Origin of the sequence: Polaromonas sp. LjRoot131 (genome assembly GCF_964252805.1) — a bacterium.
Classification (GTDB): domain Bacteria; phylum Pseudomonadota; class Gammaproteobacteria; order Burkholderiales; family Burkholderiaceae_C; genus Polaromonas.
In genome coordinates this window covers 136,143-156,905 of record NZ_CAXUPF020000005.1, presented here as the reverse complement: position 1 = coordinate 156,905, position 20,763 = coordinate 136,143, and the positions used below count along the sequence as shown (strand labels likewise).

Annotated in this window: 25 protein-coding genes; 17 read left to right on the top strand and 8 right to left on the bottom strand. The window is 64.8% G+C overall.

Going from position 1 to position 20,763, the window contains the following annotated elements:
- Window positions 1–49 precede the first annotated feature (49 nt).
- From ACSQ27_RS20950 to ACSQ27_RS20880, 15 genes are all read left to right on the top strand, one after another.
- Complete coding sequence (locus ACSQ27_RS20950; RefSeq protein ID WP_436157421.1) at window positions 50–463, top strand: gamma-butyrobetaine hydroxylase-like domain-containing protein; 414 nt, start codon at window positions 50–52, stop codon at window positions 461–463.
- Between the two features lie 145 nt (window positions 464–608).
- Entirely contained in the window at window positions 609–1,340 is a 732-nt protein-coding gene (ubiE, locus tag ACSQ27_RS20945) for a bifunctional demethylmenaquinone methyltransferase/2-methoxy-6-polyprenyl-1,4-benzoquinol methylase UbiE (RefSeq protein WP_436157420.1), read from the top strand.
- A gap of 54 nt (window positions 1,341–1,394) precedes the next feature.
- Window positions 1,395–2,405, top strand: coding sequence for a Tim44 domain-containing protein (locus tag ACSQ27_RS20940; protein WP_436157419.1), 1,011 nt, complete (start codon window positions 1,395–1,397; stop codon window positions 2,403–2,405).
- Between the two features lie 148 nt (window positions 2,406–2,553).
- Window positions 2,554–3,168 (top strand): ubiquinone biosynthesis accessory factor UbiJ, encoded by a 615-nt coding sequence (locus tag ACSQ27_RS20935; protein ID WP_436157418.1) that lies wholly within the window; start codon window positions 2,554–2,556, stop codon window positions 3,166–3,168.
- On the top strand, window positions 3,165–4,724 hold the full coding sequence (gene ubiB, locus ACSQ27_RS20930) for a ubiquinone biosynthesis regulatory protein kinase UbiB (protein ID WP_436157417.1): 1,560 nt from the start codon (window positions 3,165–3,167) through the stop codon (window positions 4,722–4,724). Before ACSQ27_RS20935 ends, ubiB begins: the two co-directional genes overlap by 4 nt.
- Before the next feature lie 120 nt (window positions 4,725–4,844).
- The gene (locus tag ACSQ27_RS20925; RefSeq protein ID WP_436157416.1) at window positions 4,845–5,216 is read left to right on the top strand and encodes an FmdB family zinc ribbon protein; all 372 of its coding nucleotides are present in this window, start codon (window positions 4,845–4,847) and stop codon (window positions 5,214–5,216) included.
- Window positions 5,216–5,860, top strand: a complete 645-nt coding sequence (locus ACSQ27_RS20920; protein ID WP_436157415.1) for a DUF502 domain-containing protein — start codon at window positions 5,216–5,218, stop codon at window positions 5,858–5,860. The genes ACSQ27_RS20925 and ACSQ27_RS20920 overlap by 1 nt, the downstream gene beginning before the upstream one ends.
- A 44-nt stretch (window positions 5,861–5,904) precedes the next feature.
- Complete coding sequence (gene aspS, locus ACSQ27_RS20915) at window positions 5,905–7,710, top strand: aspartate--tRNA ligase (RefSeq protein WP_436157414.1); 1,806 nt, start codon at window positions 5,905–5,907, stop codon at window positions 7,708–7,710.
- Between the two features lie 23 nt (window positions 7,711–7,733).
- Window positions 7,734–8,180 (top strand): dihydroneopterin triphosphate diphosphatase, encoded by a 447-nt coding sequence (nudB, locus tag ACSQ27_RS20910; protein WP_436157413.1) that lies wholly within the window; start codon window positions 7,734–7,736, stop codon window positions 8,178–8,180.
- 133 nt (window positions 8,181–8,313) lie between these two features.
- Complete coding sequence (gene clsB, locus ACSQ27_RS20905) at window positions 8,314–9,543, top strand: cardiolipin synthase ClsB (protein WP_436157412.1); 1,230 nt, start codon at window positions 8,314–8,316, stop codon at window positions 9,541–9,543.
- Between the two features lie 115 nt (window positions 9,544–9,658).
- Window positions 9,659–10,381: a GTP cyclohydrolase I gene (gene folE / locus ACSQ27_RS20900; protein ID WP_436157411.1), complete on the top strand. Its 723-nt coding sequence runs from the start codon at window positions 9,659–9,661 to the stop codon at window positions 10,379–10,381.
- 91 nt (window positions 10,382–10,472) lie between these two features.
- Window positions 10,473–10,895, top strand: coding sequence for a BLUF domain-containing protein (locus ACSQ27_RS20895; protein WP_436157645.1), 423 nt, complete (start codon window positions 10,473–10,475; stop codon window positions 10,893–10,895).
- A gap of 103 nt (window positions 10,896–10,998) precedes the next feature.
- Complete coding sequence (locus ACSQ27_RS20890; RefSeq protein WP_436157410.1) at window positions 10,999–11,751, top strand: DUF429 domain-containing protein; 753 nt, start codon at window positions 10,999–11,001, stop codon at window positions 11,749–11,751.
- A gap of 88 nt (window positions 11,752–11,839) precedes the next feature.
- Window positions 11,840–12,352 carry a thermonuclease family protein gene (locus tag ACSQ27_RS20885; protein WP_436157409.1) on the top strand — a complete coding sequence of 171 codons (513 nt, stop codon included), beginning with the start codon at window positions 11,840–11,842 and terminating at the stop codon, window positions 12,350–12,352.
- A 157-nt stretch (window positions 12,353–12,509) separates the two neighbouring features.
- Entirely contained in the window at window positions 12,510–13,016 is a 507-nt protein-coding gene (locus tag ACSQ27_RS20880; protein ID WP_436157408.1) for a BON domain-containing protein, read from the top strand.
- A 117-nt stretch (window positions 13,017–13,133) separates the two neighbouring features.
- Here the strand turns inward: ACSQ27_RS20880 and ACSQ27_RS20875 are convergent, their stop codons facing one another.
- The 7 genes from ACSQ27_RS20875 to ACSQ27_RS20845 all read right to left on the bottom strand — a co-directional run bounded on the left by ACSQ27_RS20875 (window position 13,134) and on the right by ACSQ27_RS20845 (window position 17,160).
- On the bottom strand, window positions 13,134–13,448 hold the full coding sequence (locus tag ACSQ27_RS20875; RefSeq protein ID WP_436157407.1) for a BON domain-containing protein: 315 nt from the start codon (window positions 13,446–13,448) through the stop codon (window positions 13,134–13,136).
- A gap of 93 nt (window positions 13,449–13,541) precedes the next feature.
- Window positions 13,542–14,102, bottom strand: coding sequence for a ferritin-like domain-containing protein (locus ACSQ27_RS20870; protein WP_436157406.1), 561 nt, complete (start codon window positions 14,100–14,102; stop codon window positions 13,542–13,544).
- A complete protein-coding gene (locus tag ACSQ27_RS20865) occupies window positions 14,099–14,548 on the bottom strand; it encodes a hypothetical protein (RefSeq protein WP_436157405.1) in 450 nt (149 codons plus the stop codon). Before ACSQ27_RS20865 ends, ACSQ27_RS20870 begins: the two co-directional genes overlap by 4 nt.
- Window positions 14,549–14,570: 22 nt before the next feature.
- Entirely contained in the window at window positions 14,571–14,936 is a 366-nt protein-coding gene (locus ACSQ27_RS20860) for a hypothetical protein (RefSeq protein WP_436157404.1), read from the bottom strand.
- Window positions 14,937–14,967: 31 nt separating this feature from the next.
- Complete coding sequence (locus ACSQ27_RS20855) at window positions 14,968–15,351, bottom strand: hypothetical protein (protein ID WP_436157403.1); 384 nt, start codon at window positions 15,349–15,351, stop codon at window positions 14,968–14,970.
- 124 nt (window positions 15,352–15,475) lie between these two features.
- A complete protein-coding gene (locus tag ACSQ27_RS20850; protein WP_007867921.1) occupies window positions 15,476–15,640 on the bottom strand; it encodes a DUF1328 domain-containing protein in 165 nt (54 codons plus the stop codon).
- Window positions 15,641–15,843: 203 nt separating this feature from the next.
- Entirely contained in the window at window positions 15,844–17,160 is a 1,317-nt protein-coding gene (locus ACSQ27_RS20845; protein WP_436157644.1) for a sensor histidine kinase, read from the bottom strand.
- A 156-nt stretch (window positions 17,161–17,316) separates the two neighbouring features.
- Between ACSQ27_RS20845 and ACSQ27_RS20840 the strand changes: the two genes are divergently transcribed.
- Window positions 17,317–17,949, top strand: coding sequence for a response regulator (locus tag ACSQ27_RS20840; RefSeq protein ID WP_007867910.1), 633 nt, complete (start codon window positions 17,317–17,319; stop codon window positions 17,947–17,949).
- Window positions 17,950–17,951: 2 nt separating this feature from the next.
- On the opposite strand, the gene ACSQ27_RS20835 is transcribed toward ACSQ27_RS20840, so the two are convergent.
- Entirely contained in the window at window positions 17,952–18,332 is a 381-nt protein-coding gene (locus ACSQ27_RS20835; RefSeq protein ID WP_436157402.1) for a response regulator, read from the bottom strand.
- Window positions 18,333–18,743: 411 nt separating this feature from the next.
- Between ACSQ27_RS20835 and ACSQ27_RS20830 the strand changes: the two genes are divergently transcribed.
- Entirely contained in the window at window positions 18,744–20,759 is a 2,016-nt protein-coding gene (locus tag ACSQ27_RS20830; RefSeq protein ID WP_436157401.1) for an AsmA family protein, read from the top strand.
- Window positions 20,760–20,763 lie beyond the last annotated feature (4 nt).

Here is a 20,763-nt window from a genome sequence, read left to right as displayed (position 1 = left end):
ATGATGGCCGGATGCGTCCGGCCATTTCCTCTCAGAAAGCGATCACTCCATGGCAGGCCTTCAACCCGGCTCCCCGACGCCCACGGCGCTGACGGTCCACAGCCAGTCGCGCGTCCTTGAAATCGCTTTTTCCGACGGCGCCGAGTTCCGGATTCCGTTTGAACTCATGCGCATCTACTCGCCGTCGGCCGAGGTCCAGGGCCACGGCCCGGGCCAGGAAATCCTGCAGACCGGCAAGCGCGAGGTGAACCTGGTCGAGCTCGAGCCCATCGGCAACTACGCGGTCAAGCCGGTGTTTTCCGACGGCCACGAGAGCGGGATTTTTTCCTGGGACTACCTCTACCACCTGGGCGCCGAGCAGAGCCGCCTCTGGGACGACTACCAGCGGCGCCTGCAGGCGGCCGGCGTGGACCGCGACGCGCCCATGCCGCAAGCCGGCGGCCACGACTGCGCAAGCCACTGACCACGCAGGCCGCGCGAGCGCGGCGAAAGCCGGCTTTGCGGCACTGTTGTTTTTCCAGCATAAAAGCCGGCAATAAGGCCGCAATGCCCCGCGTCATCCCAGGGTTGTCGCGGTCATTCCGGGCATTGCCCTCTAGCATTGATGCATGAGCAGTACCCATTTCGGTTTTGAATCCGTCGACGAGCAGGACAAGGCGCGCCGCGTGCGCGGCGTTTTCGATTCCGTGGCGCCCAAATACGACGTGATGAACGACCTGATGTCCATGGGCCTGCACCGCGCCTGGAAGGCCTACACGGTGCTGGTGGCCAATGTCAAAGAGGGTTCCCAAGTGCTGGACATCGCCGGCGGCACCGGCGACCTGGCGCTGGCCTTTGCCCCCAAGGTGGGCAGCACCGGGCGTGTGGTGCACACCGACATCAACGAGGCCATGCTGCGCGAAGGCCGCAACCGCCTGCTGGACGCCGGCGTGAACCTGCCGACGCTGGTCTGCGACGCGGAGCACCTGCCTTTCCCCGATGCGAGCTTTGACGTGGTGACCGTGGCTTTCGGCCTGCGCAACATGACGCACAAGGAAGACGCGCTGCGCGAGATGAACCGCGTGCTCAAGCCCGGCGGCAAGCTGCTGGTGCTCGAATTCTCCAAAGTGGCCAAGCCGCTGGAAAAAATTTACGACTGGTATTCCTTCAAGGTCCTGCCCCGGCTGGGCAAGCTGGTGGCCAACGACGACTCAAGTTACCAGTACCTCGCCGAGTCCATCCGCATGCATCCGGGCCAGGAAGAACTTAAAGCCCTGATGCGCAAAGGTGGTTTCGGCCATGTGGACTATCACAACATGTCGGGCGGTGTGGTGGCATTGCATGTTGGAATCAAGTGCTGAGGCATTGAACCGCTGAATTGAAATTGAAGTGTTGAGTGTGATTTAGGAGACGATATGAAAACGAAAATCTGGTCCGCAATTCTTTCCGCCGTGCTGGTCACGGCCATGGCCCTGGCCGGCACGTCGGCCGAGGCCAAGCGCCTGGGTGGCGGCAAGTCGTTCGGCAAACAGTCGTCCAACGTCACGCAACGCGAGGCGGCGCCGGGTGGCGCCAGTTCGGCCACCAATTCCGCCGCCAAACCGGCAACGCCCGCCGCAACGCCCGCGCAGGCGCCCAAGCGCCCCTGGGGCGCCATGCTCGGCGGCCTGGCCGCGGGCCTGGGCCTGGCCTGGCTGGCTTCGTCGCTGGGCCTGGGTGGCGCCTTCGGTCAGATCATCATGTTCGCCCTGCTGGCGCTGGTGGTCATGGTGGTGATCGGTTTTGTCATGCGCAGGCTCAAGGGCGGGGCCGCCGCCGCATCCGGCGCGGCGTCCGGCCAGGCGCCGTTCGCCTTCCAGGGTGCAGGCAATGCCACCACCCCCAAGAACTACAGCCCCGAGAACGTGGGCAACGATGCCTCCGCGCGCCCCTGGGAGCGCAGCAGCATGGCTTTCGACGCCAACAAATACGACGCGGCTGCACCTGCCGCGGGCGGCTCCATGATCGGCTCGGCCCTGCTGGGTTCGCAGTCCTGGGGCGTGCCGGCCGGCTTTGACGCCGAAGGCTTCCTCAAGGCCAGCAAGGCCAACTTCGTGACGCTGCAGGATGCCTGGGACCGCTCCGACATCCAGAGCCTGCGCGCCATGATGACCGACGACATGCTTGAGCAGATCAAGACCCAGCTCGCCGACCGCGAATCGCACACCGGCGGCCAGGTCAACAAGACCGAAGTCGTGATGCTGGACGCCCAACTGCTCGGTATCGAGGAGCTCAGCGACGTCTACATGGCCAGCGTGGAGTTCTCCGGCATGATCCGCGAAGACGCCTCCGCAGGCGCCAGCCCCTTCCGTGAAGTCTGGAACATGACCAAGCCGCGCAGCGGCGGCAGCGGCTGGTTAGTCGCTGGCGTTCAGGCATTGCAATAAGCCCCCACGCTTTTCACTTCGTGTACTGCGCTGCCCCCCGAGGGGGCGCTGCGCCTGCGGCCCGGCAAAGCCGGTTCCGCGGCCCCGGCTGGCAGATAAATAGGCTACTTGCCTTGTCAGGCGTTTTATCCTGCAAAATCGGGGGCGTATGAATACCTCGCCCACGTCACCTTTTTCATTTCTGGAATCCATTGCCACCCGCTTTCAGCCGCCCGCCTGGGTGGTCGATGAGGGGCAGCAACGGCTGGTGCTCTTTCTGAACCACGTCCTGATGCAGGAGAAGCAGGCGCAAGACCGCCTGCTGCGGCAAAAGGGGCGGGTGGTGCACCTGCGCTGGGGCCTGTTTTCGATCGATCTGGTGGTCACGCCGGCGGGCCTGGTGGACCGGGCGGCGCCCGGCGCCACGCCGGACCTCACGCTGGCCGTTGCCACCGAATCACCCCTGACGGTCATGCAATCCGTGCTGTCCGGCAAGCCGCCGCCAGTGAAGATCGAAGGCGACGTGCAACTGGCCGCGGAACTGGGCTGGCTGGCGGAGAACCTGCGCTGGGATGCCGAAGAAGACCTGTCGCGCCTGATCGGCGACGCACCCGCCCATGCGGTGGCCGATGCCGGGCGCCGCCTGTTTGAAGGGCTCAAGCAGTTCCTGGCCAGGACGCCGCTGTCCCCGGCCCCCGTGTCATCCGGCGTCGCCACCCCGGCGGCCCCCGCAAGCCCCGCGGCGGCAGGCGAGGGCGCCCCGGCCGCGAAGGCTGCTGCGTGACCCGGCTTTTCCGCGGCATCTTCATCGTCTGGACCGTGCTGCGGTTCGGGCTGGACGAGCTGGTGCTCTCCAGTTTCGAGCGTCCCTGGATACGCCTGCTGACGCGCATTGTTTCGGTCGGCCGCAACCTGAAGGCGCCGCGCGGCGAGCGCCTGCGCGAAGCGCTCGAAAGCCTGGGTCCCATCTTCGTCAAGTTCGGCCAGGTGATGTCCACCCGCCGCGACCTGCTGCCGCCCGACATCGCCGACGAACTGGCCCGCCTGCAGGACCGGGTGCCGCCCTTTGAATCCGCCGTGGCCGTGGCCATCATCGAAAAAGCCTTCGGCCGGCCGCTGGACCGGATTTTTGCGAGCTTTGAGCAAACGCCGGTGGCCAGCGCCTCGATCGCCCAGGTGCACTTCGCCACCCTGCCGAACGGCCGCGAAGTGGCCGTCAAGGTGCTGCGGCCCAATATGCTGCCCGCCATCGAAAAAGACCTGGCGCTGATGCACATGATGGCCGGCTGGATAGAAAGTGCTTCGGCCGACGGCAAGCGCCTCAAGCCCCGCGAGGTGGTCGGCGAATTCGACAAATACCTGCACGACGAGCTCGACCTGCTGCGCGAGGCGGCCAATGCGGCCCAACTGCGCCGCAACATGCAGGACCTTGACCTGGTCATGATCCCCGAGATGGTCTGGGATTTCTGCATGCCCGACGTGATGGTCATGGAGCGCATGAAAGGCGTTCCCATCAGCCAGGCCCAGCGCCTGCGCGATGCCGGTGTGGACATGAAAAAACTGGCGCGCGACGGCGTCACCATCTTTTTCACCCAGGTGTTCCGTGACGGCTTCTTCCATGCCGACATGCACCCGGGCAATATCCAGGTCAGTCTGGCACCCGAAACCTTCGGCCGTTACATCTCGCTGGACTTCGGGATCGTGGGCACGCTGACCGAGGTCGACAAGGAATACCTGGCGCAGAACTTCAGCGCCTTTTTCCAGCGCGACTACAAACGGGTGGCCGAGCTGCACCTCGAGTCCGGCTGGGTGCCCCCCGAAACGCGGGTCGACGAACTGGAGGCCGCCATCCGCGCCTGCTGCGAACCCTATTTCGACCGGCCTTTGCGGGAAATCTCGCTGGGACTGGTGCTGATGCGGCTGTTCCAGACCTCGCGGCGCTTTCATGTTGAAATCCAGCCCCAGCTGGTGCTGCTGCAGAAAACCCTGCTCAACATCGAAGGCCTGGGGCGGGAGCTGGACCCCGACCTGGACCTCTGGAGCACCGCCAAGCCTTTTCTCGAAAAATGGATGCTGGAACAGGTGGGCCCCGAGAAACTGCTGGCACAGCTCAAGGCCGAGGCGCCGGCCTATGCCAAGCTGCTGCCGGGCCTGCCGCGCCTGCTGTCGCAATACCTCAAATCCCCGCCCGGGCTGCACCGCCGGGAGATCGAGGAACTGCTGTACGAGCAAAAACGCACCAACAAGCTGCTGCAAAGCGTGATTTACGGCGGCCTGGGCTTTGTTTTGGCGCTGGTCACCATGCAACTGGTGCAGGTGCTGCGGTTCCGCTTGTTCTGAGCTTGACGGGGCCCCCAACGGCCTATAATTGAAGGCTTTGCATCTGGGTGCCTTTTTCAGGCAATCCAGGCAAATTTCCCCGGGTATTCCTCGGAACACCCCCTCAAAGCCTTAAGCACTATGCCAATCTACGCCTATAAATGCGAGTCCTGTGGGCATGCCAAGGACGTTCTGCAAAAAATCTCCGATGCGCCGCTGACGGTGTGTCCGCAATGCGGCGCGCCCGCGTTCAAAAAGCAGGTCACGGCCGCGGGTTTCCAGCTCAAGGGCTCGGGCTGGTACGTGACAGACTTCCGCGGCGGCAACAGCACGGCCGGCGCGCCCGCGCCCAAGGCTGACGGCGGCGAAGCGGGCAAGGGCAGCGGCGCCGACAGCAAGCCGGCCGATTCCGGTGCAGCCGCGCCGGCCAGCAGCGCCGCGGCCCCGGCTCCCGCGCCGGCTGCGCCCGCCAAGGCCCCGGCCGGCGATTCTTCCTCCAAATCGTCTTCGTGATGGCCTCAATCCGCCGATGGCTTCTGGCCGGACTGCTGGTGCTGGTTCCCCTGGCGATCACGCTGTGGGTGCTCGACTGGATCGTCGGCACGCTGGACCAGACCCTGCTCATCCTGCCCGGTTCCTGGCACCCCGACAAGCTGCTGGGTTTCCATATCCCGGGCTTCGGCGTGCTGCTCATGCTGCTGATCGTGCTGCTGATGGGCGCCTTTGCGAGCAATTTCTTCGGCAAAAAGCTGGTGCGCTGGGGCAATTCCTTCCTGAGCCGCATTCCCATCGTGCGCTCCATCTATTCCAGTGTGAAGCAGGTTTCCGACACGGTGTTCTCGGAAAACGGCAACGCTTTCCGCAAGGCCCTGCTGGTGCAATGGCCGCGTGAAGGCGTCTGGACGATCGGCTTTCTCACCGGCACGCCCGGCGGCGACGTGGTCAACCACCTGCAGGGCGACTACCTGAGCGTTTACGTCCCGACCACGCCCAACCCCACCGGCGGCTACTTCGTGATGCTGAAAAAAAGCGACTGCATCGAACTCAAGATGAGCGTCGATGAAGCCCTGACCTATGTGATTTCCATGGGTGTCGTGGTGCCCGCAGCAAAACCTGCGCCGCTGCCCGCGACCCTGCCCCTGACCCCTCCCCTTTAAACGGCGAAAACTGCCCCAAAGGCGCTGAAAGTTCGAGTATTTTTATGGCCATCGTTTCCCAAATGCGTTCCAACTATTGCGGTCTGGTGACCGAGAGCCTCATGGGCCAGACCGTGAGCCTGTGCGGCTGGGTGAATCGCCGACGCGACCACGGCGGCGTGATCTTCATCGACCTGCGCGACCGCGAAGGCTACGTGCAAGTGGTCTGCGACCCGGACCGCGCCGACATGTTCAAGACCGCCGAAGGCGTGCGCAACGAATTCTGCGTGCGGGTCTTGGGCGTGGTGCGGGCCCGCCCTGAAGGCACGACCAACGACAACCTCAAGAGCGGCAAGGTCGAGGTGCTGTGCCACGAGCTGATCGTGCTGAACCCGAGCGTGACGCCACCCTTCCAGCTCGACGACGACAACCTGTCGGAGACGACGCGCCTCACGCACCGCGTGCTGGACCTGCGCCGCCCCTACATGCAGAACAACCTGATGCTGCGCTACCGCGTGTCCATGGAAACACGCAAATTCCTCGACGCCAACGGCTTCATCGATATCGAAACCCCGATGCTGACCAAGAGCACGCCCGAGGGCGCGCGCGACTACCTGGTGCCCAGCCGCGTCAACGAAGGCATGTTCTTCGCGCTGCCGCAAAGCCCGCAGCTGTTCAAGCAGCTGCTCATGGTGGCCGGCTTCGACCGCTACTACCAGATCACCAAATGCTTCCGCGACGAAGACCTGCGCGCCGACCGCCAGCCCGAATTCACGCAGATCGATATCGAAACCTCCTTCATGGGCGAGCAGGACATCCGCGACCTGTTCCAGGGCATGATCAGCAACATCTTCAAGACCGTGCTGGCCACCGACCTGGGCGAGTTCCCCGTCATGGCCTATGCCGACGCCATGCACCGCTTCGGCTCCGACAAGCCCGACCTGCGCGTGAACCTGGAATTCACCGAGCTGACCGACGTCATGGCCGACGTGGACTTCAAGGTCTTCAGCGCACCGGCGACGGCCGTGGGCGGCCGCGTGGTGGCCCTGCGCGTGCCAGGCGGCTCCGAGATGAGCCGCGGCGAGATCGACGGCTACACCGAGTTCGTGAAGATCTACGGCGCCAAGGGCTTGGCGTGGATCAAGGTCAACGACGTCAGCAAGGGTCGCGATGGCCTGCAAAGCCCCATCGTCAAGAACCTGCATGACGCGGCCATCGCTGAAATCTTGAAGCGCACCGGCGCGCAGAACAACGACATCCTGTTCTTCGGCGCCGACAAGGCCAAGATCGTCAACGACAGCATTGGCGCGCTGCGCCTGAAGGTCGGCCACAGCGACTTCGGCAAGAAGACCGGCCTTTTCACCAAGGGCTGGAAGCCGCTGTGGGTGGTGGACTTCCCGATGTTCGAATTCGACGAGGACGGCCAGCGCTGGAGCGCCGTGCACCACCCCTTCACCGCGCCCAAGGACGGGCACGAGGACTGGATGGACACCGACCCGGGCCGCTGCATCGCCAAGGCTTACGACATGGTGCTCAACGGCTGGGAACTGGGCGGCGGTTCGGTCCGTATCCACCGCGCCGAAGTGCAGAGCAAGGTGTTCAGCGCGCTGAAGATCGGCCCTGAGGAAGCGCAGCAGAAGTTCGGTTTCCTGCTGGACGCGCTGCAGTACGGCGCGCCGCCGCACGGCGGCCTGGCTTTCGGCCTGGACCGCATCGTCACCATGATGACGGGCGCCGAGTCGATCCGCGACGTGATTGCTTTCCCGAAAACCCAGCGCGCGCAGGACCTGCTCACGCACGCGCCCAGCCCGGTGGACGAAAAACAATTGCGCGAACTGCACATCCGCCTGCGCAATCCTCAGCCCGTCTGAAGTGCCAACCGGGAGGGGATGCCTTGAAGCCGTTCAAGATCCCCGAATCGGTGCTGGTGGTCATCCACACACCGCAACGCGAGGTGCTGCTGATAGAGCGCGCCGACAATCCCGGCTTCTGGCAAAGCGTCACGGGGTCCAAAGACACGGTCGATGAAGCCCTGCTGGAAACGGCGATGCGCGAAGTGTTCGAGGAAACCGGCATTGCAGCCGCAGCCGGGCAATTCCGCGACTGGGGCTTGTCCAATGTGTACGAGATCTATCCGGTTTGGCGGCACAGGTACGCAGCCGGTGTCACCCGCAACACCGAGCATGTCTTCAGCCTGTGCGTACCGGAGGCCTGCGAGGTGAGGCTCAACCCCCAGGAGCACACCGCCTGGCGTTGGCTGCCGCACCACGAGGCCGCCGACCTGTGCTTTTCACCCTCCAACGCCGAAGCGGTGCTGCTGCTGCCCACATTCATGGCGTGAGCCGCGCGGCGCGCCAAGCGCAACACTTGTGAGTCGGCGTTTCACGGGATTGGCAAATACCGGCTGCTCGGTTTAAATGAGCTGGACTCCACGCCCACCTCCGCCCACTCGCAAGGGACGACCGCCACCGGCCATGCTGTACCCATTTCACAAGACCGGCGAGCTGCAGCTGCTGCAAGGCGGGCGGGAATATTTTCCCGCCTTGGTTCGGGCGCTGGACTCGGCGCAGACCTGGATACAGCTGGAAACCTACATTTTCGATTTCCACGGCGCCGGGGCCGAGGTGGCCGAAGCGCTGGTGCGCGCGGCCGGCCGCGGTGTGACGGTGCAGGTGCTGGTGGACGGCATAGGCACCAACCCCTTGCCGCCGCAGTGGCGGGAAAAATTCGCGCAGGCCAAAGTCGAGTGGTTTGTGTACTCGCCCCTGGGGACGGGGCTGCGCGGCCTGGGCCTGCTGGTTCCCGAGCGCTGGCGCAGGCTGCACCGCAAGCTCTGCGTGGTGGACCAGCACACGGTTTTCTGCGGCGGCATCAATGTGCTCGACGATTTTTACGACCCCAACCACGGTGAGCTCCAGGCGCCGCGCGTCGACTTCGCCGTGTCCGCCACCGGGCTGCTGGCGCTGGAAGCCGCCGATGCCATGGCACTGCTGTGGTGGCGCGTGCAGGCGGGCTATAGCGCGCGGCAGCGGCACATGAACGCGGCGTGGGAAACATTCAAGGCGGCGGGCTACGGCGGGCGCACCCGCGCCGAGCCGCCCGCCACGGGCCACGGGGCCGGCCCCACCGGCCTCCGGGCGGCGCTGGTGCTGCGCGACAACCTGCGCAACCGCAGCAGCATAGAGCGCTCCTACCGCAAGGCCATCGGCAAGGCGCACCGCGAGATCATCATCGCCAACGCCTACTTCCTGCCGGGCGGCAAGCTGCGGCGCGCCCTGATCGGTGCCGCGCGGCGCGGCGTGCGCGTGACGCTGCTGCTGCAGGGGCGCTACGAATACTTCATGCAGTACCACGCGGCCCGGCCCGTCTACGGTGCCCTGCTCGAGGCTGGCGTGGAAATCCATGAATACGAGGCCGGCTTCCTGCATGCCAAGGTTGCCGTGGTGGACGGGCACTGGGCCACGGTGGGTTCGTCCAACCTCGATCCGCTGAGCTTGCTGTTGGCCCGCGAAGCCAATGTGGTGGTCGAGGACAAGGCCTTTGCCGAAGGCCTGGCGGCCATCCTGCGCGAAGCCATGCTGACCCAGGGGCGGCGCATGGAGCCGTCCGCCCACAGCCACCGCCCGCTGGGCCAGCGCCTGCGGGGCTGGGTGGCTTATGCGCTGGTGCGGCTGGCGCTGCTGGTGGCCGGCCAGCGCTATTGAAGCCGATAAGCTACCAAATTGATAGCTGCTTGTGCCCACACGGAAAGGGCAAGATGCCAAAGACCCTGTCAAATTCCGGACAAGACGGCACCGGGGCGGGCTGGTAATATCTGGCATGCTTATGAAATCCGACACGCCCCCCCAGGACGCGACCGACGAGGGTACGCCTGTCTCCGTCAAGATCCGTGAACGGCTGGCCTTGGCGCGCAAGCGCTTTCACGCCAATGACAACATCGCCCACTTCATCCAGCCCGGAGAACTCGAAAAGCTGCTGGACGAGGTCGAGGTCAAGATGCAGGGCGTGCTCGACAGCCTGGTGATAGACACCGCCGGCGACCACAACACCCACAACACGGCGCGCCGCGTGGCCAAGATGTACCTCAACGAGGTCTTCAAGGGCCGCTATGTGCAGCCGCCCACCATCACCGAATTCCCCAATGCCGAGCACCTCAATGAGCTGATGATCGTCGGGCCCATCACGGTGCGCAGCGCCTGCTCCCACCACTTCTGCCCGGTCATCGGCAAGATCTGGATAGGCGTGCTGCCCAATGAACACACCAACGTGATCGGCCTCTCAAAATACGCGCGCCTGGCCGAATGGGTCATGGGCCGCCCGCAAATCCAGGAAGAAGCCGTGGTGCAGCTGGCCGACCTCATCATGGAAAAAACCCAGCCCGACGGCCTGGCCATCGTGATGGAAGCCAGCCATTACTGCATGGCCTGGCGCGGCGTGAAAGACATGGACAGCAAGATGATCAACTCGGTGATGCGCGGCGTGTTCCTCAAGGACTCGACCTTGCGCCGCGAATTCCTCGCACTGATTCCGCAGAAGGGCTAAATATGACGTTCCCCCACATTTGCGGCTTCGCCGCTTCATTGCCCCCTGAGGGGGCCCATGCCCGCCTAGGGGCGGCCCGTCGGGAGGCATGATGTTGGTACGTTTACTTTATGCAAGCCGCGCGGTCGACACCAGCCCCGAAGCCATCGAGGGCATCCTGTCGCAGTCGCGCCAGCACAACCCGGCCACCGGCATCACCGGCATCCTCTGCTACGGCGGCGGCATCTTCCTGCAGGCCATCGAAGGCGGGCGCATGGCGGTCAGCGACCTGTTCGGCCACATCCAGCACGACGCCCGCCACAAGGACGTGGTGCTGCTGCACTTCGAGGAAATCTCCGAGCGGCGTTTCGGCGGCTGGACCATGGGGCAGGTCAACCTCTCCAAGCTCAACCATTCCATCCTGCTGAAGTATTCCGAGAAAGCCGAGCTCGACCCCTATTCCGTCTCCGGCAAGGTTTCGTATGCCTTGCTCGAAGATCTGATGGCCACCGCCTCCATCTGCGGGCGCGTTTGAGCCTGGCGGCAGCGCCGGTGAGGGGGCGCGCGTGGTGCCGGTGATCGGCCTGCTTCTGGGCTGCGATTTTTCGAGCAGCCCGAGCCGCCGAAAACCCATCGTGATGGCCACCGGCTCCGCAGCCGGCGGCCGCGTGTTGCTCGCGGGCCTGGAGCGCATCGAGTCGCTGGACGGCTTCGAGCAATGGCTGCGCCGCGAACCCGCCTGGCTGGGCGCCTTCGATTTCCCTTTCGGCCTGCCGCGCGAACTGGTCGAGCAGCTCGGCTGGCCCGGCCAATGGCCGGAGCTGATGCTGCACTATGCGGCCCTGAGCCGGCCCGACATCCGCACCGCCTTTGCCGCCTTTTGCGACGCGCGTCCCGCCGGGCGGAAATTTGCCCACCGCGCGGCCGACGGGCCGGCCGGTTCCAGCCCGTCGATGAAATGGGTCAACCCGCCGGTCGCCTACATGCTGCACGCCGGCGTGCCCCGGCTGCTGGCGGCCGGGGTGCACCTGCCCGGCCTGCACGAGGGTGACCCGAGCCGCGTCGCGCTGGAGGGCTACCCCGGCCTGCTGGCGCGCGAGGTGCTGGGCAGCCGCTCCTACAAAAGCGACGACAAGGCCAAACAGACGCCGGAACGGCTGATCGCGCGCAAGGACCTGATCACCGCGCTGGAAAACGGGCAAACCCGGCTGGGCCTGCGCCTCAAGGTCAGCCATGCCCAGCGCGATGCGCTGGCCGACGACGCCAGCGGCGACAGCCTGGACGCCGTGCTGTGCCTGATGCAGGCGGCCTGGGCCTTGCAGCAGGGCGCACCGCGCTACGGCTTGCCGCTCGAGATGGACCCGCTCGAAGGCTGGATCGTCACGGCCTGAGCCCTGCGCGAAAGCGGGCGGCAGGGCTGTGTGTTTGTCCAGTATATTCAGGGTCCTTCCCTCTGCGCTTCACGGCTTCTCCGGACAAATGCCTTCCCTTTCACGCACCCTCGCCATGGCCGCATTGCTGGGCGCCTGGCTTCCGGCCCAGGCCGCCAAGCCCTCGGTGCCGGCCTGGTCCGGTGTGGTCAGCTATGTGGTTGACGGCGACACCGTCAGGGTACGGCCGCCCGGCGGCGGTAAGCCCGTCAGCGTTCGCATCAATGGCATCGACGCGCCGGAAATCTGCCAGGCCGGCGGCACCACATCCCGCGACGCGCTGATGCGCAAGCTGCTGGGCCAGCGCGTGGCGGTGCACGGCCGGCGCCATGACGACTATGGCCGCCTGCTGGCGAAGATCACGTTCAAGGGTGAGGACGCGGGCGGGTGGATGGTGGCGCAGGGCCTGGCCTGGTCTTACCGCAGCCGCGGCAGCGCCGGCCCTTATGCCGCGCAGCAGCGGCGCGCCAGGGGCGCGGGGCTGGGGATTTTTTCACCGTCGCACGCCGTGCCGCCTGTGTATCCCGCGCAGTTTCGCAAGCGGCACGGAAGCTGCCGCTAGCCGCGCGCTGTCCCTTGTCCTACGGCTGTTTCAGCCGGCACCGATGTGCGGGAGCGGGCCCGCTGGCTAGAGTGAATGTGCGCGGACTTTGCTTCGCCACTCCCCTGCATCCGACCGGTCAAGCCGGGCCGGCGCACATTCCCAACAAGGAGCCATCATGATTCCCAAGATTCCCAACCCCTCGCGTGCGGGCCATGCCCTTCGTCCCCTGGCTGTCCTCGGTGCGCTGTCCGTCGCGCTGGCTTTGTCGGCCTGCAACAAGCAGGACGATGGAAAAACCGCCGGCCAGCAGCTTGATTCGGCGATTGCGAAAACCGAAGAGGCGGCCGCCCAGGCCAAGGCCAAAGCGGCAAGCGAAATGGCCAGCGCCGGCACCGCGATGAAAAACGCGACCCAAAGCGCCGAAGCCTCCGGCAAGGACATGGCCGCCAAAGCCGGTGAAAAAATCGACGACCTCACGATCACCACCACCGTCACCGCCGGGTTCGCCAAGGACCCCGACCTGAGCGTGCTCAAGATCAACGTGGACACCCGCAACGGCGCCGTGACCCTCAATGGCTCCGCACCCACGGCGGCCGCCCGCGACAAGGCCGGCACCCTGGCCAAGGAGGTCAAAGGCGTCAACTCGGTGGACAACAAACTCGTGGTGAAAGCCGCAGGCTAGGCGCGGGAGCCGGCTTGAGGGCCGGCCTTGTCCGCCGGACACAAAAAAAGCAGGCATGGGAAATCCATGCCTGCCTTTCTGCAGCCGCCTCGCGGGCGGCCGGCCTTGCAAAAACGTTTACGGACGAACGACGATGTCGTTGCGCACGGCCTTGACGTTCTTCACGTTGCGGGCAATGTTTTCAGCCTGGGCTTTTTCCGCACTGGATTTGGCGAAGCCGGACAGCTGGACCGTTCCGTTAAGCGTTTCCACCTTGATGGAGGAAGCAGCCACGGTTTTGTCTTCGATGAACTTGGCCTTCACGGAAGTCGTGATGGCGGCGTCATCGACATACTCACCAGCGGTCGACTGGCCACGCCCAACAGCGCAGCCGCTGCCGATGATGGTGATGCCTGCCAGGGCGGCGAATGCAATTGCGCGAGCGTATTTCATATTGTTTTCCTCTTGAGTTGATGTCATTGGTTTGGTGCAAGTTTAAAAAAGCCTGCCGGTGGGCGGCACCACGCCCACCGGCCTGCGGTAACGCTATTTCTCCAGCCAGTCCTTGAGTTCGTCGGCATGTTCTTCCTCGTCGGCAAGAACGTCTTCGAGCATGCGCCGCGTCGTGGGGTCCTTGTCGCCGATCAGCGCGATCATCTGGCGGTAGGTCTCCACCGCGATGCGCTCGGCGACCAGGTTGACGCGCACCATGGTCTTCAGGTCGTTGGATTCGTCGTAGTCCGCGTGGCTGCGCTGCAGCAGCGTTCCGGGCGAGAAATCGGGTTCACCGCCCAGCTGCACGATGCGCCTGGCGATGCGGTCCGCATGCCCGGATTCTTCATTGGCGTGCACCAGGAATTCGTCGGCGATGGGAGGCGACGACACGCCGCTGGCCATGAAGTAGTGGCGCTTGTAGCGCAGCACGCAGACCAGCTCCGTCGCGAGCGCGTCATTGAGCAGCTTGACGATGGCGTCGCGGTGCGGCCCGTAGGCCGGCGTGATGGCGCCGTCGGCCAGGCTGTTGCGGGCCGCCTCCAGGCCGGTCTCGTCCAGCACCAGTTCGCCGGAAGCCGCTGTGGGGAGTTTGGAAATGACGGAGGCGTTCATGGGCGTGTCCTTTGTGTCTGTTCGCTGCTTTGCTCGGGGCTGGAGAGCATGGACAGCAAGGCGCCGGAGATCTCCGACGACTTGAGCGCCGCCAGCAGCACGCTGCCCAGGGACACCAGCCGCCAGGGCTTGAATGCCACGGCCGCGGCGCCCGCCACGGCGGCGATGCCCAGCAGCTGAAAGGGTTTTTCCCTGGCGTACTTGCCGAGCACCGGCTGCGCCAGGCTGAACGCGGCGCTCACGGGGTGGTGCTGCCACCAGGCGCCCAGTGCATGTTTGATGAAGCCCCAGCTTCCGCTCCCGGCGTGTTCCGGGCCTTCTTCACCGTGCCGCCCGGACTGCTCCTGCTCATCGTGGGACAGCTTGTCGCGGCTCATGTGCCGGACGATGGCCTTGCGGCTGCTGGCCAGTCTTTCCTGCGGTGTGGGCTGGGTGAGCGATGTCATGGCGCGGTCTTCGGTACGGTGGTCACGCGGCCATGCGCAAGGCGCGGGCGTCGCTGTCGATCTGCGCCTTCAGCTCGGGAAAGCGCTCCGTGGCGAAAGGCTTGCGCGCCCGCAGCATGGCCACCACAAGAATCGCCAGCGCGACGCCAGGCACCACCACCAGCGCCCAGTGGAACTGGTTGTGCAGCATCCCCAGCATCACGGCCGTGCCGGCCAGGCCGAGGAACACGGCGGCCGCCACCACGGCCACGGCCCAGGCCACCACGCGCGTCACCAATTCGGAGCCGGCCTCGGAAGCCTCTTCCTGGAACAGTGCCGCGTAGGCCGACAAATGGTCCACGACCAGGTCGGGCCGCTGCACGATGGTGGAGAAAAGTGGGTGGAGCATGGGGCTGGATGGTGTTGATCGCGACAGTGGCTCAATAACGGTCGTGGTTGCGATGGCGTGCCGAGGAAATCAGCAGCGCGACACCTGCACCCACCGCCGCGGCGATCAGCACGGAGCGCAGCGGCTGGTCGGCGACGTAGCGCGAGGTGGCACCCGCGGCATTGGACAGCGAGCGCTGTGCGCGCTCCTTGGCTTCGGCGGCGAGGTCCAGGCTCTGGCGGGCCAGGTGCTGGGCCTTGGAGGCCAGCATGTCGACCACGGGGTCGACGCTGCCGCGCAGGTCGCGCACCTTGTGTTCGGCCTTGTCGAGCGCTTCGTTGGCATAGCTGCGGGTGGTGCCCACGGCCTTCTCGGCGGTCTGCAGCAATTCATCGGTGGTTTGTCGTGCGGTGTTGGCGGCGGTCTGGGTGTTCATGGCAGGTCCTTGGCGGTTGAGTGAAGTGAAGGGGGAGGGGTTGAAAAGAAGAGGGGAAAACAAAAGCCGGGTCACCGGGTGACACGGCTCATGCGGGGAAGCTCCGGTGAAAAACGCGGAGCCGTCAGTTCTTGCGCAGAAGGCTGATGACAAAACTCACAACGGCCATCACGGCGAAGATGAAGAACAGGATCTTGGCGATCTCGACCGCGCCGGCTGCGATGCCGCCGAAACCGAAGACGGCGGCGATCAGCGCGATGACGAGGAAAACGACGGAATAGTGCAGCATCTTGGGCTCCTTGGCTGTGGGTGTGCGGCCTGTGTTTCGTTTGAAACGGCCTTGAGCCAAGCTTAGTGAGCGCCCCTGCTTTGCCTCATCGGCTGCCAGCGTGTGCCTGTGTCAGTTCGAATGGCCATGCCCTGTAGGAGGGGGCCGACATTTTGTTACGCGGCTTGCGCGCACTGCATGCGCGCCGCCGCGTCAAGCACGGGTCAAAGCGTCTTCGGCAGCACGGCGGAAATCTTGGTGCCTTCGCCTTCGGCGCTGGTGACCGTCAGGCGCCCGCCGGCGGCTTCCACACGGTGCCGCATGCCGGCCAGGCCGTGGCTGCCGGCACTCACGCTGCCGACCTTGAAGCCCTTGCCGTTGTCCTTGACCTCGACGGTGATGTAGCTGTCGAAGTTGTGCAGGCTGATCTCGGCCTGTTTGGCTTCCGCGTATTTGCCGATGTTGGTCAGCGACTCCTGCACCAGGCGGTAGACCGTCAGTTGCGCGGAGCCGCCGAGTTCGACGGCTTCCAGGTCGGTGGCGATGGACAGGCCCGAGCGTTCCTCGAACTCGCGCGCCAGGATCTCCAGCGATGCCACCAGACCCAGGTGCGACAGCGAGGACGGCCGCAGGTCTTCCACGATGCGGCGTTTGAGCGCGATGCCGCTGTTGAGCGTGTTGGTCAGGTGCGTCAGCCGTTCCGCGGCTTCCGGCAGGTTGCCCGCCAGGCGCGACTTCAAACGGGCCACGTCGAGTTTGGCCGCCGTCAGCAGCGCGCCCAGTTCATCGTGCAGTTCGCGCGCCAGGTGGCCGCGCTCGTCCTCACGCACGTTCTGCAGGTGGGTGGCCAGCTCGGCCAGGTTGGCGGTCCGCTCCCTGACCTGCACCTCCAGGAAGTCGCGCTCGCGCTGCAGCGACTCCTGTTCGCGGCGGCCGGAGGCCAGCAAGGCCTTGGTCTGCAGCAGGTACATGTAGAAGGCCAGCAGGCCCGCCAGCGCCATGGTGGCCACGCCGATGCGCGACAGCTGCAGCGTCTGCCGGATCTGCTCCTGCCCCTGTTCCATTTTGCTGACGCTGGTGGCGGCCAGCTTGGCGGACTGTTCGCGGATGGCCTCCATGTGCTCTTTGCCGACGTCGGTGGTCAGCACGAACTTCCAGGCGTCTTCGTTGCCCTCCTTGCGCATGCGCACGCTCAGGTCCATTTCGGCCAGCTTGCGCGAGACATGCCGCGACATCAGGCCGAATTCGGCGAGCTGTTCCCGGTAGGGCGTGAACAGCTGGCGCAGCGAGTCCAGGTTATGGTCGATATCGGCCAGGGCGGCGTTGTAGGGCTCCAGGTAGCGCGCGTCTCCCGTCAGCAGGTAGCCCCGCTGGCCGGTTTCCGCGTCCAGCATGTGCTGCAGAAGTTTGTTGATGGCGCCGCGGGTCAGCTGGGCCTCCTCAATGCTGGCGGCCGCCTCGGTAGACTTGCGAAAACTCGCCTCATTGATGAAGATGAGGAAGGCGGCAGCCAGCACTGCCAAGGGCAGGCTGATGGCCATTCTGGGTATCGCAAATGGTTTCACGGCAAACTCCGTTTGGTACTTCGGTGAAGAATTCGTCAATAATGGATGCTGAAAATTAAAGCAGGTGCCGTTTCCGGCATCTCTTTTTTACGGCACCGCCGGCTTGTGCAGGCTTTATAGGAAGACAGCGACATGATCAAAATTGGAATTGTGGACGACCACGCCATTGTGCGTTCGGGGCTCAAGCAGTTTTTCTCGGACCAGGTCGACTTGCGCGTCGTCGGCGAGGCCGGCAGCGGCCGCGAGGCCATTGACCTGGTTCGCAACGTCGAACTCGACATCCTCGTCATGGATTTGTCCATGCCCGGGCAAAGCGGCATTGATGCACTGGCCATGATCCGCGCGAAGGCGCCCGACGTCGGCATTCTGATCCTGAGCGGGTATCCCGAGGAGCACTACGCGGTCAACCTGATTCGCCAGGGCGCCAGCGGCTACCTCAACAAGGAGTGCGATCCCTCCGAAATCGTCGACGCCATCCGCGTGATCTCGCTGGGAAAACGCTACATCACCCCGGCGGTGGCCGAGTTGCTGGCTCAGCAGCTGAACCGGCCCAACGACGTGGCCTCGCACGAGCAGCTGTCCGAGCGGGAGTTCCAGGTGTTCCTGAAACTGGCCAAGGGCGAAACGGCGGGCGACATTGCCAAGGCGCTGTCGCTGAGCGTGAAGACGGTGAGCACCTACCGCACGCGCGTGATGGAAAAAATGAGTCTTTCCTCCAACAGCGACCTGACTTACTACGCCCTCAAGAACAAGCTGATCGACTGAGTTCAATCGATGGCGGCGCTCTGCTGGATGCAATAGTCCACCAGGGCGTCGATCTCGTTGGATTTGTCGAACACCGCGTCGACACCCAGCTGGGTGCAACGCTGGCGGATGTCGGCCGTGGCGTAGTTGCTCAGGACCACGACTTTCTGCCGCGAAGGGCGATCCCTGCAGGCGGCCAGCACACCCAGGCCGCTTCCCTGTTTGAGAAACAGGTCAACAATCGCCAGATCCCAGTCCCCGCTGTTTTCCGTCAGCCAGGCCTTGCCTTCGTTCTCGGTTTCTGCGGTTCCCACGGCATCAATGCGTGCCAACTCCTCAAGTGTCCCGATCAGGTTTTCACGAATCGTGGGATTGTCTTCTACGATGTACGTTTTCAGTCTCACTGCTCAGGTCCAGGTAGGAGGCGGGTGTGCTCTCGAAGTATTACGAAAGTGCAAAGAATTCGAGAGTCCCTTGTTTCCTAATGTATCTTTTCATCAGGGCCCATTCTGCCAGCGGCCAAGGCCAGCACTTGTAGGAGGTCTCCTACGCTCTGATCTGCACACGCAGCAGGGGCTCGTTTGGGAGCTGTAGGCACATGCCCACAATGTGTCGTCGCGCCTGCCGACTGTTCCACCGCATGATTCCGGTCGATAGTAAGGCCATAGAAAAACAGAGCCCTGCGCCGTTCCCGACGCGGACATCACACCCACCAACGCAGGGAGGCAACGCATGTCCGGCAGTGTTTCCAACGTCTTTCCCGGCCACTGCATGGCAAGCCTCACGCCTTCCTTTTGATGCAGGCTTGAGCCTCCATGCCACTCATGAACGACACACAGCCCCACCCGGTCCTTTGGCGAAGATGGCTTGCCGGTATTGCCGCGGTGCTGGCCATCCTTGTCCTGGTGCTGGTGTTTTTCCCCTGGGATGTGCTGCGCGGCCCCATCAACCGCCATGTCTCCGACCAGCTGGGCCGGCGCTTTGAAATCACACGGCACCTGTCGGTGCACCTGGGGCGCACCGTCACGGTCAGGGCCGACGGCGTGGAGTTCGCCAACCCCGAATGGGCCAGCAAGCCTTACCTGGTCAAGGCGCAGGCCGCCGAATTCGACATCAAGCTGCTGCCGCTGCTGCTGGGCAAGGTCGTGTTGCCACGCATCGCGCTGACGGCGCCGGAGATCGGCCTGCAGATGGAGCCCGACGGGCGCAGGACCTGGGCGCTGTCGCGCGACACCTCCGATGAAGGCTCCGTCCCGCGCATCGATGCCCTGCTGATCGATGGCGGCAGCGTCGATTACCAGGCGGCGGCGCAGGGTGCGAACATCCATGTGGATTTCTCGCTCGCCCAGGAAGCCGCCGGACAGCTGCCGCTGAGCTACAAGGCGAAGGGCAAATGGCAAAACGAGGCTTTTAGCGCCAGCGGCCGCACCGGCGGCGTGCTGCAGCTGAGCAAGGATATCGAAGCGCCTTTCCCCATCGAGGTGAACGCGGTGGCCGGCAAGACCAGCCTGAAGGCCAAGGGGACCATTGCCAACCTCGCGGAGCTCGCGGGGGTGGATGCCAGCTTCGACCTGCAGGGCCGCAACCTGGAAGAGCTCTATAAATTGCTGGGTGTGGTGCTGCCGTCCACGCCCCCTTACAAGCTGCGCGGCAAGCTGGCCAAGCACGGCAAGGTCTGGGCCGCCAGCCAGATCCAGGGCACCCTGGGTAGCTCGGACCTCAGCGGCGCGCTCAGTTTCGACCAATCCGCGGCGGTGCCGCTGCTGACCGGCAAGGTGCAGTCCAAGCTGCTGGACTTCGCCGACCTGGCGCCGGTGATCGGCTTGCCTCCGCCTGCCGGGCCCACGCCCGTAAAAGCGGCGGCGGCCAAGGCCGGGGATGAACCCGTCCCGGCGAAAAGAAACACGGCCGGCGTTGCATCGCGCAAAGTCCTGCCCGTCGCGACGCTGGACGTCACCCGGCTCAAGGCCATGAATGCCGACGTCGTGTATTCCGCGTCCGACATCCGGCACGTGGAGGTCCTGCCGCTCGACAAAGGCAGCGTCCACGTCAAGCTGAACGCCGGCGTGCTGCAGCTGGAGCCGATCTCCCTGGGCATCGCGGGCGGCACGGTGGCCGGCAGCATACGCATCGATGCCAACGTGGTGCCCGCGAGCTTCGCGACGCGGCTGGACCTGCGCGCGGTGCAGCTCAACCAGCTTTTTCCCGCGGTGGAAACCAGCAAAAGCAGCCTCGGCAAAATCAGCGGCCAGTTCGACCTCAAGGGGCGGGGCAATTCGCTGGCGCAAATGCTGGGGACGTCTTCCGGCGATGTGGCCGTACTGATGGGCAAAGGCCAGATCAGCAACATCCTGCTTGAATTCATGGGCCTGGACGGCGGCGAAATCATCAAGTTCCTGGTGCGCGGCGACCGCAACGTGCAGCTGCGCTGCGCGGCCGCAGCGTTTGAGGTCAAGCAAGGCCTGATGAGCACCAAAACCATCGTGCTGGACACCACGGACACGGTGATCAACGGGCGCGGCACCATCAGCCTGGCCGATGAAACGCTGGACCTGATCCTGGACCCGGCGCCCAAGGACCGCAGCATCCTGAGCTTCAGGTCTCCCTTGAGGATAGGGGGCACTTTCGCGGCGCCGTCCGCGGGGCCGGACAAGAGCGCGCTGGCCGGCCGGGCCGGCATCGCGCTGGCGCTGGGTGTGATCAATCCCCTGCTGGCCTTGGCCGCCACCATCGAAACCGGGCCCGGCCAGGATGAAAATTGCGTGGCGATCCTGAAACAGGCCGCCGCCTCCAGCGCCGGCTCGCGCATGCCCGTGCCTGCCGTCAAATAAGGGC